Raw genomic sequence first — 12463 nt, 5'->3', positions numbered from 1 at the left:
GTATTTGTTTTATATAAAAGTTAAGGTATGGAAGGGTGACAGATGTCAAATCTTAGGAGGGGTTATCTGGAAAAAGGGCTGGCTCTTATTTTGGTATGCTTTTTTATCTTAAGTTTTTGTCTGCCCCGGAAGGCTGCTGATTACAAGCTTTATGGCAAGGCCAAGAATGTGATTGTCCTGGTAGGGGACGGCATGGGCTCAACTCATACTGCTCTGGCACGCTGGTATAAAGGTGGTGCTTCGCTGGCGCTTGATGAGATAGCAAGTGGAGCTATAGGGATTTATTCCGCAGAGTCTTTGATTACTGATTCAGCTCCGGCTGCTACTGCTTTCGCGACCGGCTATAAATCAAACGATAAATTTGTGGGCATAGCCGCAGAAAAAGTTATTGTTCCGGGAGCGTGCGATTTTGACGCTTCTGAGCCGTTCAGGCCTCTGGCGACTATTCTGGAAGGGGCGAAATCGCAGGGAAAAGCTACGGGGACTATCGCGACTTCCAACCTGCAGCATGCTACTCCTGCGGGTTTTTCCGCTCACTGGCACAGCCAGGGCAATTATGAAGAAATAGGAAAACAGCAGGTTTATCAGCACTTGAATGTGGCTTTTGGTGGAGGCAAAAAATATCTCTTGCCCAGGGGAAAAGGGGGGATTCTTTTTGGGGACGGATTTAATGCTTATGGATGGGATTAAATATAGATTGCCGGGGCTTATTGTATATAGTGAAAAGAGGAGTGATGTTTACCTTCCCAGGCAGGGGAGATTTTTACAAATTACTGATTTTGAATGAGCTTACTGGTTGCAAAAGCCGGGTTTTTGCCCGCTTTTAAAATTTTCTGGCAAGGGAGAGCGGTTATTTAAATATCTTGCAGGGTTAGACAATGCAGGAATCATTATCTCATTCTTGATCTTGATGCGCGGATGGTGAGGCAGGTCTTTTAAAAAAGCCAAGTTTCTTGAAACAATTAAAGATAGTGTTGGGGAAAATAAGCTAAAGCCTGAAGAGTAAGGAATGAAAAAGGGGAAATATTTATAAAATTAAAGGGTTTCTTGGTCATAAAAAGTTTTTTAAGCAGGCAGTTTGTTAAATGTGGTATGGGTGTTATAAAATAAAATATAGCGCAAGCTAAAAAGCTTATTTGCAGCAGGTAAATCCGGAGGATTTTTTATGAATGCAAAGATGATGCTGGGAGTCTTTTTTTCTTCCATGCTGCCGGTTCTTGAACTGAGGGGTGCTATACCTCTGGGCGTAGCTTTGGGATTAAGTTACTGGGAAGCGGCTTTTTTGAGTATTGCTGGCAGTACCCTGATTTGTCCGCTGGTTTTTTTTGCGGCAAGACCGGTTTTTAATTTCCTGCTCAGCCGCAATCTGTTCACCAGCCGTATAAACAGCCTGGTAAATCGCACTTTGCGCAAAAGTGCCAGAGTTCAAAAATATGGCTTCTGGGGTTTAATTTTATTTGTAGGCATACCTTTGCCGGGAACCGGTGCCTGGACGGGGACTTTGCTGGCAGTATTGCTGGATATAAGGTTTAAGTCAACTTTTCTGGCTGTTTTGCTGGGGAATATTTTGGCCAGCCTTATAATACTCCTTCTTACCCACTCATCGCTTATATTGATAACCGGAGAAGTTTAAGGGGGAGATGCCTTTTTAAACTTTTTTAATATTTATGTTATCATAATTTTGCGAATTCATAAGTTTGATATACCATGCGTTCTTTGCCATCTTTGTCCTTATATATTACATAGAAAATTAAAGTTGATGTTCTGTATGTTAAACCTCCTCCAGTGTATGATGATATTGGTGTGCTTATATCGGCATTTGATGGTCTTACTTCTCTGTTGTAGGTTGATTTCCATGTCCATTTGATATGGTCTAGTTGGGAAGTGCAGGGGTCTTGTCCTGTGAATTTTGATTCGTATTCGTTTAATTTTGATGGGGGGACTATTTTCTCCCATACTCTGGTGTCAGTTGTGTAGTAATACAAATACTTTCCTCCATTTAATTTCACAATCTCTGTTGCCAACTTGGAAAAACCTGATGCTTCTGATGCTTCAACTTTATAAACTGGAAATAACGAAAATACAAATGCAAATAAAATTACAAAATAGATAAATTTTTGACTGTTTCTAAACCTTCTCAACTGAACTACCTCCTGTCTAATTTATTACTCTTGCATGAAATTTGCTGTCTCTGTTAAATCACCTGCGAGCTGAGCCTTCATTACATATCCACGGTCACTAGATGTTAGGTAAACATCTAATGCGACCACATGATTGTTTCTTGTGTCGATGCCATATAATACTTCCTGTCTTCCTGTAGGAAAAGGAATAGTGCCTAATAAACTCCTATCAAACTTAACATAAGGGTATTCTTTTTTGATATATTGAGCGACCTCATTGTAGCGTTCATCGCTGAATACTGAAGGGTCAGGAGTAAACTGAACATACTCATTCGCCGGTGCTACCCGTTTCAGCCTGGCTATTTCACTTTTCACATATGCTATCTCCTGGGGGGTGAGGGTTGAGGGAGCGGGGTTGTTCTTTTTGTTGATTAGGTCGATGATGTCGTTGATGTCGGGTTTTTCCATTCCTTCAGGGTATGCGATGACAAGTTTGTGATTGCTGTCCCAGTCAACCTTGAACCCAAGACCTTCTGCTACATATCTTGCAGGTAGCATAGTGCGACCTGGCTTTTCGATGAAGGGTGCTACATCCATAGTTAAACCTTCCTGCTGGGAGTCTGGTTTGGTTACCTGCATTGTCTTACTGCCGATTTTGAGTTTGAGGGTATTTTTGCCCTTGAGGGTTGCGGTTTGCTGTTGCGCGTTCCAGTTGATATTGTCGTTGTCTACTCCAAGAGCATTGGCTAAAAATCTGACAGGAACAAAAGTTCTATTGCTTACTACCTTGGGAGCTGCGTCCATCCTTGTCGCTTCAATATACCCACTGTCCACATCCTTCACATAATAATTGAAATCCCCCATCCTGAAAACAATCACCTTATTATACCCAGCATATAAAACCTCATCCCGGGAAAAACCATCCCCTATATACTCATAACCAGCTGTAGCAGGAGGAGAAAAAACCAGAGAAAAAACAGCTAAAGAAAACAAAAACCTTCTAAAAAACGAAAAAGGAGAAAAAGCCATAAAAAACCATCCTTTCCTAAAAAATATTAAAGCAGCCAGAGAAAAAATTCCTCATAAAAAAAGAAAATCCTTTCGTAAGGAATAAAAAATAACAAAAAAACTCTTTAAATCTTTATCCTGAAAATTAAAAAATAGATTTTAAAACTTAATTTTCTAAGAACAAAAAATGATTTTAGGTTTTAAAATTTAATTTTTATTAAAAATTTAAATTACATTTAAAATCCAATTGAGAAAGAACAGATGTTTGAGGATTAAACATAAAACTCCTTGTCTAAAGCCATTTAATTCCATATAATCTAAACAAAAAAGGAGAAAGCCTTAATGAGCGACATAGCAAACCTCCACGACAGATACTTCAAAGAATACCTGGAAAACCCCGGGATAGCGGAAAAATTCCTTAATGAAATCCTTCCCGAGGGAATAAAAAACATAGCTGACCTGAAAACCCTTACCTTCCAGAAAGAAAGCTTCATAAGCCAGGAACTGAAAGAAGCCTATTCCGACCTCCTTTTCAAAGGCAGGCTAAAGAGCGGGAGGGATATATACATATACTTCCTGATAGAACACAAAAGCTACCTGTATGAACTGACCCCCTTCCAGCTCTTAAAATACATGGTAAACATCTGGGAAAGGGAGATAAACAAAGAGAAAAAGAAAAACTGACCCCCATAATCCCGGTAGTCTTCTACCACGGGGAAGAGAAGTGGAGGTCCTCTTGCGAATTCACAGAGCTTATAGAAGGGGAAAGGGAAAAAGGGGAGCTAGAAGAATACCTTCCCCGCTTCAGGCATATATTATATGAGCTGGGGGAAAAAGAGGCAGTGGAAAAAGCGGGGGACGCTGTCATAAGGGTGTTCTTGAGGAGCCTGTTTTTAAAAAGGGTAAAAGGGGAAGAAGAGGTAAAGATTTTGTTGAGGGAGACCTTAAAAGAGGTAAGGGAGATAGGAGGAGAGTACGGCTATTTATTAAAGAGCGTAATTTTGTATATAATAAAGACAGCGGAGAAGCTGGAAAAAGAAGTGCTGTTTGACTATGTGGAAGAGCTGATCCCGGAGAGGAGGGGTGAGATAATGACGATAGCTGAGCAGCTTATAAAGGAAGGCATGGAGAAAGGTATAGAAAAAGGTATAGAGAAAGGCATAGAGAAAACAGCTATAAACGCGTTAAAGAAAGGATTACCCATAGAGACCATAGCTGAACTTACCGGTCTTTCTGTTGAGAGGATAGAGGAGTTGAAGAAAGGGCTTAATTAAAAAGAAAGTGACAGATTTAAAGAGATGGCAAATTTGAAAAACAAATGAAAAAGAGCGGGGATTTGTTTCCTGCTTTTTTATTTTGATTTTTAATGGCTCCTGAATAAGGGGCTTTACCTTCAGAATGTCTTTTACTTAAAATCAAGGCCTGTAAAATTAAGGCTCATCCAAAAAAGGAATTTCTTTTGTTTTAAAGAAATATTTTCCTGAAGCTAAATCCTTGCCCTGGATTTAGCAAGCTGAAAATTCCGGCTTATTTGGAGACCTTTAAAAATTGCCTTTTAACCTTTGAGAAGAGCCACCAGACCTTGCCTTGATAGATTTTGCCCTATTGGAATAAGCGGGCTTTTTAAGGGCGGGGTAAGCGCTTTTAAAGCTTTATTTAAAAATCCTTGCTTTTTAAAACGCTTTTTAAAAACGTTTCAAAAAACTTTCTAAAAAAGGAGGATGATTTTATGTTTAAAACCTTGAAGAAAGCGATAGCTTTGGTAATGATAACAAGCTTTATGTTTTTAGTACCCGGCCGCATGGCAGCTGCTGACGAGGCTGTAGCCGTACCCAACAAGCTGGTGGTATTCAAGATAGGTGATTTCAACTATTATGAGCAGGATCTGAATACCGGGGCAACAAAGAAAGTGAAGATGGACACTTACGCACAAATAATGCCGCCTGGAAGAACCTTTGTGCCTGTGAGGTATCTTGCCAACGCACTGGGAGTAAATGATGAGAGCATAGTATGGGACAATGCGTCAAGGAAGGCAACCCTTAAAGGGGGAAGGGTGCTGGAGCTTTTCATAGGCAGGAAAGAAGTGGTAATAAACGGCAAAGCACAGGGAATAGATGCAGCACCAGCGATAGTCCCTCCGGGCCGCACCATGCTTCCAGCCAGGTATGCAGCCGAAGGATTGGGATTTAAGGTTGAGTGGGACGAAGCAAAAAAGCTGGTTATAGCATATCCTGAGGAAAGTGCAAAGCCTGACATGAGTAAAGTGTTAGAGCTGATAGAGCCAAAAGCAGATCCGAATGCACCAGTGATACCTGAATTCAAGAGCGTAAGCCCCAAAAATGCTATAAAAGACAGGCAGGAAGCGTACATGGCCCACAAGGCTCTGGTAGACACCATAGTGAACAACCGCCAGACGGGTGAGTTTTCGTTTATTGCCCCCATACTGCCGAAGGGATTTAAGTGGAGCATAACTCTTTATTACAACACGAAGCCTACAATAATGCATTCTACTTCTTTATTGGAGTGGCATGAATATATGATTCCCGGCAAGAAATACACCTTCAACATACCACCGGAGAAGTCGAAGGGAGAGGCATTAATGATATTCGACATAGTTCCAGAAACCCCGCCCTGGAATGATGAATGGAGGTCTATTTACGACATAAATACGGGCAAGCACGAGTTTTTCTCCTTCGTAACAGGCAAATAAAAGCCTCATAGAGAAGAGAAAAATAAAGGGGGAATAGCTGGGCGGCATTGGATTATCTCAGGTATACGACTTAATTTAATTCCTGTTTTGAAAAGGTTTCTGCGATGGCTTTCCGGGCAGCTTGAAAAGGGGGCAGACGCTCCCTTATTTTTATGGTTGTAATATTTTCCTCAGGAAGGTATTATAATCTAAATAATAATTATTATCATTTAGGGGTGATGTATTTTGTCTGTTTTTTTGGAAAAAATATCAAGTAATGGGTATAAGCTTACTCCGCAGCGCAGGCTTATTTTAAAGGTTATGGAAGATAAGGACATGCCTATGACGGCAGAAGATATAGCAAGGGAGATAAGAAAAGAAAGGCCGGGGGTTTCGCTGGCTACTGTTTATAGAAACCTTAATTTACTGGTAGGGATTAACCTGGTTAACAAATTTCATGGAGGCGGAGAAGCGGCTTTATACCAGCTGGCCAGAAGGCATGAGCATCACATGACCTGCCTTGTCTGCGGCAGGATTATAAACCTTCCTTTTTGCCCTTTAAAGGGAGAAATAAATGATATTGCAGGCAGGTACGGCTTTGAGATAAAAGGCCACTACTTTGAGATAACTGGCTATTGCGGCGATTGCAGGCTGAAAATTGACAGGGGGAATACAGGATGTCAAAAAGATTAAAGGCCAAGCTCAGTATTTTTATACTTCTGGTTTTTGTTCTGCAGCTTGCTGGCTGTATCAGGAAAGAAGAAAGCAAAGTGCCAGAAGAGGGGGGGATAAAAGTTTTTGTAAGCATTTTGCCGCAGGCTGACCTGGTAAGGAAGATAGGGGGAGAACTGGTAGAGGTTGAGGTTTTGATACCTAAAGGGGCAAGCCCGGAGAATTATGAACTGCCTCCTGATAAACTTAAGGATTTGAACGAAGCGGATGTATATTTCATGGTTGGAAAGCTGCCTCTGGAAAAGGCGTGGGCAGAAAGGATAAAGGGAGTAAATAAGGATTTGCTGATAGTTGATACTTCCAGAGGCATAAAAATCATAGATGACAACCCTCATATCTGGCTTTCCCCCCGTTTGGCTGTTATACAGGCATATAATATCCTGGAGGCTTTAAAAGGGATTGATAAGGAAAATGAGGCCTATTATGAAGAAAATTATTCTGCTTTAAAAAATGAACTGGAAAAAATGGATAAAGATATAGCTGACTTATTTGCGGATGTGAAAAACAAGGTGTTTCTTACCTATCATCCGGCCTGGACTTATCTGGCCAGGGATTACGGGCTTACGGAACTGGCTATTGAAGAACACGGCAAAGAACCAGCGGCTAAAGATATGGCCCGTATTATTGATATAGCCAAAAAGAATGGAATAAAAACGGTTTTTGCCACTCCGCAGCATAATATAAAAAGTGTCCAGACGATAGCTAGAGAGCTGGGAGGGGAAGTGAGGGTGATTGACCCCTTGATGGAAGATTATGGACAGCTTTATGAAACAGCCCGTTTAATAGCAGACAGCATGCGAAATGCGGAGAATGAAAGATGAGGGGTTTAAAATGGGGAAGGAAATGAACATAATAGAACTGCAGGGCTTGTGGGTAAAGATAAATGGGCGCAGTGTCCTGGAGGACATAAATCTTAAAGTAATGGAAAAAGATTTTCTGGGGATTATTGGCCCCAATGGGGGCGGCAAAACTACCCTGCTCAAAGTGATAGCCGGGCTTATAAGACCGCAAAGGGGGACCATAAGGATTAAGGGAGAAAACCGTGTAAAACCGGGATATGTTGGCTATGTCCCCCAATATGCCTATTTTGATTATGATTTTCCCATTACGGTGGAAGAGGTGGTTTTATCCGGGCGTTTAATGCATAAAAGGGGAAGAAGGTTTTCAGGTGACGATTACAGGATTGCTTATGCTATGCTGGAAAAGGTAGAAATGTATGATTGCCGAAAAAGGCAGATAGGAGAACTTTCAGGAGGCGAAAGGCAGCGGGTTCTGGTAGCCAGGGCTCTGGCGGTAGAACCGGAGATCCTTCTTCTGGATGAACCGACTGCCAGTGCTGACCAAAGCTTTGCTGCAGGTTTTTATGAGCTTTTGCGTGATTTAAACCGGGATATTACCATTATACTGGTTTCCCATGATATAACGGCTGTATCCAGGTATGTGAAGACTCTGGCCTGTTTGAACCGGACTTTGTATTATAGTGAAGATAAAATACTTACCCCGGAGCTTATCGAAAAAGTGTATCACTGCCCTATTGATTTGATTGCCCACGGTATGCCGCACCGTGTGCTGATGCCGCATGATGGGGTGGCAGGTGATATATGATGGATTTTCTGCAGTATGATTTTGTTCAGCAGGCTTTATTGGCCGGGGTTCTGGTAAGCATAGCCTGTGGCATTGTGGGGACTTATGTAGTAATAAAGCGTATAGTTTTTATAAGCGGCAGTATTGCTCACATTGCATATGGCGGTATAGGCCTTGGCTATTTTTTGGGAATAAATCCTATCTGGGGGGCTTTTGCTTTTACGGCTTTGTCAGCCTGGGGAATGGGGGTTATAAATTACCGGGCCAGGCAGCATGAAGACACCCTGATAGGGATAATGTGGGCAGCTGGTATGGCGATAGGGATTATCCTGATACAGATGTCTCCCGGTTATGCAGCCGACCTTATGAGCTACCTTTTCGGCAATATATTGACGGTTCCCCGGGAAGATCTGATATTTACAGGGATTCTGGATATAATAATACTTATAACCGTATACTTCTATTTTGATGAATTCAGGGCGGTAGCCTTTGATGAAGAGTTTGCCCGGACTATAGGGGTTAATACTGAAAAGTTTTATCTTATTATGCTGTTTTTGATAGCCATGACGGTAGTGGTTATGATAAGGGCGGTAGGGGTAATCCTGGTAATAGCACTGCTCACCATTCCTCCTACGATTGCCCGTCAGTATACGGGAAGCCTTTTGCATATGATGATAACCTCGATTTGGCTGGGAATTGTTTTTACAGGAGGAGGGCTTTGGCTTTCTTTTCAGTTTAACCTGGCTTCCGGAGCTACCATAGTGCTTCTGGCAGCAGGAGGGTTTTTGGTTTCTCTGGCCGTGAACTCGCTTAGGAATAAAAAGATAGATATAGTACTGGAAAAAAATAATTTTTATGAAAAAGGCTAATTATTTATTATTTAGGAAGAAAATAAGGCTTGTGTTATAATTGAAAATATAATGAATATATAATGTACAGGTAGCTGGCATCTGAAGGTTATACGGAATGGGAGGGATAAGGATGGAAACCCTGGAATGCATACTTACCAGGCGGAGCATACGCCGTTTTACAGATAAACCGGTATCCGATGAGGTTTTATATAAGGTGCTGGAAGCGGTAAGATGGGCTCCTTCCTGGGCTAACACCCAGTGCTGGGAAGTTGTTGTGGTGAGGGATGATGAAACGAAAGAAAAAATAGCTTCTCTCCTTTCCCCCAATAATCCTGCCACCAATGGGGTAAAGGAAGCACCGGTAGTGCTGGTGGTGTGTGGACGAACCGGTTTGGCTGGCTTTAAAGACGGGGTGGCCAGAACTGATAAAGGCGACTGGTATATGTTTGACCTGGGGATAGCCTGTCAAAATCTTTGTCTGGCTGCTCATGATCTGGGATTGGGAACTGTGCATGTAGGAAGCCTTGACCATAAGGCTCTGGATGAACTTTTAGGGTTGCCTCCGGATGTAAAGAGTGTGGAGGTAATTCCTCTGGGATATCCAGCTAAAGAGGGAAAAGCGCCTCCTCGCAAGGAGTTAAGGGAGTTTGTGCATTTAAATAGATATGGCAATAAAATAGACTTATAGTATACGGCAGAGCCTCATGCTCTGCTTTTTTAAAAAATGGGTGGGGAAGGGAATTTGCGTCAGGGAGTGATTGTTACGTCAGTCAGCATATTTGATATAATAGGACCGGTTATGGTGGGGCCTTCCAGTTCCCATACCGCAGGGGCTGCCAAAATTGGCAGTGTAGCTCGCAGGGTGTGTAAAGGGAAAATCGTGGAAGTAGATTTTTATCTGCACGGTTCTTTTGCTCAGACTTATAAGGGACACGGGACTGCCAAAGCCCTTTTAGGCGGTATTTTAGGCATGAGCCCCTGTGATGAAAGGATCAGGGATTCCTATAAGATAGCCAGAGACCAGGGGATAAGATTTACTTTTCACCAGGTGGATCTGGGAGATGTACATCCCAATACGGTAAAGATAGTTATGCGGGATGACACGGGAGAACAGCATGAACTTACAGGTTCTTCTATCGGGGGAGGCAAGATCCTGATAACCAATATTGACGGTATGGAAATGGAGTTTACAGCGGAGTATCCTACCATTATAAATAAGCATCTGGACAAGCCGGGGACGGTAGCCAAAGTTTCCTCTATACTGGCCAGGTATGACATAAATATCGCTTTTTTAAAAGTTTTCCGCAAAGCCCGTGGAGGTTTGGCTTCTATGGTAATAGAAACTGATAATCCGTTAACTCCGGAGATTTTGGAGGAAATAAAGACTATCCCGACTATAAAGCAGATTATGTTTATAGATGTAAATGGCATATAAATTATGGAGGAGTAAATAGTTATGTATCATTTTAATCATGCATGGGAAGTTTTAAATTTGTGCCGGGAGCATAAATTGAGCTTGCCGGAAGTTGTCATGCGTTCGGAAGCGGAAGAAACCGGAAGGACACTGGAAGAGATATGGGGTTTGACGGAAAGAAATTTTAAGGTAATGGAAGAAGCGGTAAGAAAAGGATTGGCTCCTGATATTAAATCGGTAGGGGGATTAATAGGAGGCAATGCCTGTAAGCTAAGCCTTTATGCGAAAGAAGACAGCTTGAGCGGGGATAAAGTACTTAAAGCTGCCAGTTATGCCCTGGCGGTTAGCGAAGTTAACGCGGCCATGGGGAAAATAGTGGCCGCTCCTACAGCGGGGTCAAGTGGAGTGGTGCCGGGAGTCATTATTTCTATAAAAGAAGCAAGAGGCCTTAAAGTCGAGGATGCTATAAATGGGCTTCTGGTAGCAGCGGCAGTAGGCAAGATTATAGCTGTTAATGCTACCCTTTCCGGGGCGGAAGGGGGATGTCAGGCAGAAGTGGGAGCAGCTGCTGCCATGGCTGCTGCGGCAGCGGTTTTTATGAGCGGCGGCAGCAATGAGATGTGTTTTGATGCAGCTTCTATTGCTTTGAAAGGACTTTTAGGGCTGGTGTGTGACCCGGTGGCCGGGTTAGTCGAAGTGCCCTGTTCTAAACGGAACGCTCTGGCAGCTGCCATGGCGCTTACTGCAGCTGACATGGCTCTGGCAGGCATAAAAAGTTTTATACCATTTGATGAAGTGGTAGAAGCTATGTATCGTGTAGGCAGGCAAATGTCACCCGATTTAAGGGAAACGGCACGCGGGGGATGTGCAGCAACTCCTACGGCTTTAGCTTTTGCCAAACGCATACTGGAACAGGACAATAATCTTTAATTTGCAAGAAAAACCTGGAAAACCTGGCTTGTGCCAGGTTTTTCTTATTATAAGGTTAGCCAGGAAGGGATAAAATATAGCGAAAACAAATTGCTTTAAAAAATAAGGGGGTTTTTATGGCCAAAAATATTTTTAGGATTTTAGTATTATCTTTGTTTTTTATTATTATTCCCGTACGGACAGATGCTGCCTATAAACCAGCCTCGCCGGCTAACAAGGATAATGTTGTTATTATAAACCGCACTGATTTTCCGGCCCTTTATCTAAGTGAACCTCATGTTAAAGGGGAAGCGGTTTGGCTTTTGCAGGCCAGGTTAAAAGAATTAGGTTATGATGTGGTACCCAATGGAATATATGATGAAGATACGGAAAAGCTGGTAAGGCTTTTTCAGCTGGCCAATGGAATGAAGGATAGCGGGGTGGTTAACCGCCAGGTATGGCTTAAATTGATGGAAGAAGAGAAAGGGGAAGACTGTTTTACGGAAAACAGCGGACAGCTTAAAGGCCGGGTAATTATTGTTATTGATACTGCCACCCGCAGGCTGACAGTTTACGAAAACGGAAAAGAAGTAGTAAGCTATCCGGTGGCAGTAGGCAAAAGTTCCACTCCTTCCCCGATTGGGGAATGGCGTATAGTGCATAAGTCGTTAAACTGGGGAAACGGATTTGGCACCAGATGGATGGGGCTTAATGTCCCCTGGGGAATTTATGGCATACATGGCACAAATAAGCCGGGTTCCATAGGCACGTATGCCTCACACGGCTGTATAAGGATGTTTAACCGGGATGTAGAGAAGCTTTATCCCATGATACCCTGGGGGACTACGGTGCGGATAGTCAAAAACGGCAAAATGTATCCGGAAAAGGTGGTCCCCAAACCCCTGAAAAAAGGGAGCAGTGGGCAGCAGGTAGTTTATGTGCAGGCCAGGTTGAAAGATTTAGGCTATGTATTTGACCGGGCTGATGGCAGATATGGAAATATGACTGAACTTGCAGTAAAATATTTCCAGATAACCCACGGCCTTGAGCCAACCGGAGAAGTAGATGAAGAGTTTTATCGTGTTTTAGGCTTGATCCCTTAAAAAATTATTGACATATGTTCATATACCTCCTAAAATAAAAATAGACATATGCC

16 protein-coding genes are annotated in these 12463 nt (G+C 42.5%); 14 read left to right on the top strand and 2 right to left on the bottom strand.

The features are described 5' to 3' along the window. Positions 1–42: 42 nt before the first annotated feature. The 3 genes from ACZ42E_RS08810 to ACZ42E_RS08800 all read left to right on the top strand — a co-directional run bounded on the left by ACZ42E_RS08810 (position 43) and on the right by ACZ42E_RS08800 (position 1633). Positions 43–690 (top strand): alkaline phosphatase, encoded by a 648-nt coding sequence (locus ACZ42E_RS08810; RefSeq protein ID WP_464891962.1) that lies wholly within the window; start codon positions 43–45, stop codon positions 688–690. Beyond that, complete coding sequence (locus ACZ42E_RS08805) at positions 656–787, top strand: hypothetical protein (RefSeq protein WP_464891961.1); 132 nt, start codon at positions 656–658, stop codon at positions 785–787. The genes ACZ42E_RS08810 and ACZ42E_RS08805 overlap by 35 nt, the downstream gene beginning before the upstream one ends. A 378-nt stretch (positions 788–1165) precedes the next feature. After that, positions 1166–1633 (top strand): COG2426 family protein, encoded by a 468-nt coding sequence (locus tag ACZ42E_RS08800; protein ID WP_464891960.1) that lies wholly within the window; start codon positions 1166–1168, stop codon positions 1631–1633. Between the two features lie 40 nt (positions 1634–1673). On the opposite strand, the gene ACZ42E_RS08795 is transcribed toward ACZ42E_RS08800, so the two are convergent. Continuing rightward, complete coding sequence (locus ACZ42E_RS08795) at positions 1674–2141, bottom strand: hypothetical protein (RefSeq protein ID WP_464891959.1); 468 nt, start codon at positions 2139–2141, stop codon at positions 1674–1676. 24 nt (positions 2142–2165) lie between these two features. Beyond that, positions 2166–3149, bottom strand: a complete 984-nt coding sequence (locus ACZ42E_RS08790) for a copper amine oxidase N-terminal domain-containing protein (RefSeq protein WP_464891958.1) — start codon at positions 3147–3149, stop codon at positions 2166–2168. Positions 3150–3470: 321 nt separating this feature from the next. Between ACZ42E_RS08790 and ACZ42E_RS08785 the strand changes: the two genes are divergently transcribed. The 11 genes from ACZ42E_RS08785 to ACZ42E_RS08735 all read left to right on the top strand — a co-directional run bounded on the left by ACZ42E_RS08785 (position 3471) and on the right by ACZ42E_RS08735 (position 12410). After that, a complete protein-coding gene (locus ACZ42E_RS08785; RefSeq protein ID WP_464891957.1) occupies positions 3471–3812 on the top strand; it encodes an Rpn family recombination-promoting nuclease/putative transposase in 342 nt (113 codons plus the stop codon). Then, positions 3758–4402 carry an Rpn family recombination-promoting nuclease/putative transposase gene (locus ACZ42E_RS08780; protein WP_464893518.1) on the top strand — a complete coding sequence of 215 codons (645 nt, stop codon included), beginning with the start codon at positions 3758–3760 and terminating at the stop codon, positions 4400–4402. Before ACZ42E_RS08785 ends, ACZ42E_RS08780 begins: the two co-directional genes overlap by 55 nt. Positions 4403–4794: 392 nt before the next feature. Continuing rightward, positions 4795–5838 (top strand): copper amine oxidase N-terminal domain-containing protein, encoded by a 1044-nt coding sequence (locus tag ACZ42E_RS08775; RefSeq protein ID WP_464891956.1) that lies wholly within the window; start codon positions 4795–4797, stop codon positions 5836–5838. A gap of 225 nt (positions 5839–6063) precedes the next feature. Next, on the top strand, positions 6064–6510 hold the full coding sequence (locus ACZ42E_RS08770; RefSeq protein ID WP_464891955.1) for a Fur family transcriptional regulator: 447 nt from the start codon (positions 6064–6066) through the stop codon (positions 6508–6510). Continuing rightward, complete coding sequence (locus tag ACZ42E_RS08765; protein ID WP_464891954.1) at positions 6495–7370, top strand: metal ABC transporter solute-binding protein, Zn/Mn family; 876 nt, start codon at positions 6495–6497, stop codon at positions 7368–7370. Before ACZ42E_RS08770 ends, ACZ42E_RS08765 begins: the two co-directional genes overlap by 16 nt. Before the next feature lie 10 nt (positions 7371–7380). Continuing rightward, positions 7381–8154 (top strand): metal ABC transporter ATP-binding protein, encoded by a 774-nt coding sequence (locus tag ACZ42E_RS08760; RefSeq protein ID WP_464891953.1) that lies wholly within the window; start codon positions 7381–7383, stop codon positions 8152–8154. Further along, on the top strand, positions 8151–9002 hold the full coding sequence (locus tag ACZ42E_RS08755; protein ID WP_464891952.1) for a metal ABC transporter permease: 852 nt from the start codon (positions 8151–8153) through the stop codon (positions 9000–9002). Before ACZ42E_RS08760 ends, ACZ42E_RS08755 begins: the two co-directional genes overlap by 4 nt. Before the next feature lie 112 nt (positions 9003–9114). Next, entirely contained in the window at positions 9115–9672 is a 558-nt protein-coding gene (locus tag ACZ42E_RS08750) for a nitroreductase family protein (RefSeq protein ID WP_464891951.1), read from the top strand. 54 nt (positions 9673–9726) lie between these two features. Then, the gene (gene sdaAB / locus ACZ42E_RS08745; protein ID WP_464891950.1) at positions 9727–10419 is read left to right on the top strand and encodes an L-serine ammonia-lyase, iron-sulfur-dependent subunit beta; all 693 of its coding nucleotides are present in this window, start codon (positions 9727–9729) and stop codon (positions 10417–10419) included. A gap of 21 nt (positions 10420–10440) precedes the next feature. Further along, positions 10441–11328 carry an L-serine ammonia-lyase, iron-sulfur-dependent, subunit alpha gene (gene sdaAA, locus ACZ42E_RS08740; protein ID WP_464891949.1) on the top strand — a complete coding sequence of 296 codons (888 nt, stop codon included), beginning with the start codon at positions 10441–10443 and terminating at the stop codon, positions 11326–11328. A gap of 116 nt (positions 11329–11444) precedes the next feature. After that, a complete protein-coding gene (locus tag ACZ42E_RS08735) occupies positions 11445–12410 on the top strand; it encodes a L,D-transpeptidase family protein (RefSeq protein WP_464891948.1) in 966 nt (321 codons plus the stop codon). The last annotated feature ends 53 nt before the right edge of the window (positions 12411–12463 follow it).

This window comes from Thermosyntropha tengcongensis (assembly GCF_055381335.1).
The sequence above is the reverse complement of the archived record's forward strand: the minus strand, read 5'-3'. Positions and strand labels throughout refer to the sequence as shown.

Coding starts and splice junctions, on each gene's coding strand:
- ACZ42E_RS08760 (WP_464891953.1), top strand. CDS start 7,381: ATGGGGAAGGAAATGAACATAATAGAACTGCAGGGCTTGTGGGTAAAG.
- ACZ42E_RS08800 (WP_464891960.1), top strand. CDS start 1,166: ATGAATGCAAAGATGATGCTGGGAGTCTTTTTTTCTTCCATGCTGCCG.
- sdaAA (WP_464891949.1), top strand. CDS start 10,441: ATGTATCATTTTAATCATGCATGGGAAGTTTTAAATTTGTGCCGGGAG.
- ACZ42E_RS08735 (WP_464891948.1), top strand. CDS start 11,445: ATGGCCAAAAATATTTTTAGGATTTTAGTATTATCTTTGTTTTTTATT.
- ACZ42E_RS08765 (WP_464891954.1), top strand. CDS start 6,495: ATGTCAAAAAGATTAAAGGCCAAGCTCAGTATTTTTATACTTCTGGTT.
- ACZ42E_RS08810 (WP_464891962.1), top strand. CDS start 43: ATGTCAAATCTTAGGAGGGGTTATCTGGAAAAAGGGCTGGCTCTTATT.
- ACZ42E_RS08755 (WP_464891952.1), top strand. CDS start 8,151: ATGATGGATTTTCTGCAGTATGATTTTGTTCAGCAGGCTTTATTGGCC.
- ACZ42E_RS08750 (WP_464891951.1), top strand. CDS start 9,115: ATGGAAACCCTGGAATGCATACTTACCAGGCGGAGCATACGCCGTTTT.
- ACZ42E_RS08785 (WP_464891957.1), top strand. CDS start 3,471: ATGAGCGACATAGCAAACCTCCACGACAGATACTTCAAAGAATACCTG.
- ACZ42E_RS08790 (WP_464891958.1), bottom strand. CDS start 3,149: ATGGCTTTTTCTCCTTTTTCGTTTTTTAGAAGGTTTTTGTTTTCTTTA.